The sequence below is a fragment of the Paenibacillus sp. P13VS genome (genome assembly GCF_015143645.1).
Taxonomy (GTDB): domain Bacteria; phylum Bacillota; class Bacilli; order Paenibacillales; family Paenibacillaceae; genus Paenibacillus; species Paenibacillus xylanilyticus_A.
In genome coordinates this window covers 1-1,224 of sequence record NZ_WYEV01000031.1, presented here as the reverse complement: position 1 = coordinate 1,224, position 1,224 = coordinate 1, and the positions used below count along the sequence as shown (strand labels likewise).

General features: G+C 45.9%; 2 protein-coding genes. Both read right to left on the bottom strand.

Going from position 1 to position 1,224, the window contains the following annotated elements; translation table 11 throughout:
- Positions 1-833: IS3 family transposase (locus GUA98_RS29245; protein WP_236146640.1), on the bottom strand; the 833-nt coding region annotated here is incomplete at its 3' end.
- A complete protein-coding gene (locus GUA98_RS29240; RefSeq protein WP_153977309.1) occupies positions 821-1,147 on the bottom strand; it encodes a helix-turn-helix domain-containing protein in 327 nt (108 codons plus the stop codon). The genes GUA98_RS29245 and GUA98_RS29240, both read right to left, overlap by 13 nt.
- Positions 1,148-1,224: the final 77 nt, after the last annotated feature.

Sequence of the window (1,224 nt, the reverse complement as noted above, 5' to 3'; positions counted from 1 at the left end):
GCGGCAAACTGACGTCGGTACTCTACCGGCGTCAGTTTTTTTAGTTTCCGTTGTGGCCGCCTTCTGTTATAAAAACGGATGTATTTTTCGATTTTGCTTTGTGCTTCGGTAAGCGTTCGGATATGATAAGGGTAGAGTCCTTCCGTTTTGAGATGCGAGAAGAAACTCTCCATAGAGGCATTGTCATAACAATTTCCTCGGCGAGACATGCTGATTCGGGCGCCAACCTTTGGCAGCATGTCGTGATAAGCATGAGACGTGTACTGGAACCCTTGGTCGCTGTGAACGACCAGTCCGGTCACGTCTTTTTGCTTCGCAAACGCTTTTCTGAATGTACTGAGCACCAGTTCATTGTCGTTGCGTTCGCCTATTTCGTAAGCCACAATTTCGTTATTATACAAATCTTTTATGGCTGAAAGATATACCCAGTGCTCGCCTACACGATACTGGGTAATGTCAGTTACCCATTTCTGATTGGGTTTTTCTGCACTGAAGTCCCGCTTCAAGTGATTCTCTGCTACGCGCTGAGCAGGTGCATACGAACTGCTGGAGCGCCGTTTACGACGAATTCGAGATTGGATACCGAGCATTTGCATGAGGCGGAGCACCTTCTTGTGGTTCATCCAAATGCCTTGATCTTGCCAAAGGAACAACTGGAGCTGTCGATAGCCATATTTGCCTTCATATCGTTGATACGTTTGAAGGACCTGTCTCTTTGCCTTTGCATCGCGATCGAATCGTTTACGTTTTACATAGGCATAAAATCCACTCCGAGACACGCCAAACACATGGCAGAGTTTCTGGATGTCACCGTATCGGGCTACCTTTTCCATGATTTGAAATTTTTCTTGTTTGCTTCCTCCTTCCAGATGACCAAGCACTTTTTTAGCAACTCATTCTCCCGTTTCAGTTGTTGCACATAGCGATCTTGATCCAAGTATTCTTTCCGTCGACCTCGCTGATCCATCAGTCCAAACTCGCCTTGTTCCCGGTGTTTTCGCATCCAGCGCTTCATTCGTCCTGGGTCATGAATTCCCAAATGTTCATTGATCTTTCGGTAAGTCCACCCCTCAACCGTATGCAGACGAATAGCTTCTTTTTTAATCTTGTCCGAATACGTTTTATACTTTTGCCCTTTAATCGCCATAAAAAATGCACCCCCTAGAATTTCATCGGCTAAACCCAGGGGTTTTTCCAATGTCTATTCTAAGGGGTGCGCTTCAC

What these genes read in the sequence shown, in the direction of transcription:
- GUA98_RS29240 (WP_153977309.1), bottom strand. Translation starts at nt 1,147, where the DNA reads ATGGCGATTAAAGGGCAAAAGTATAAAACGTATTCGGACAAGATTAAA.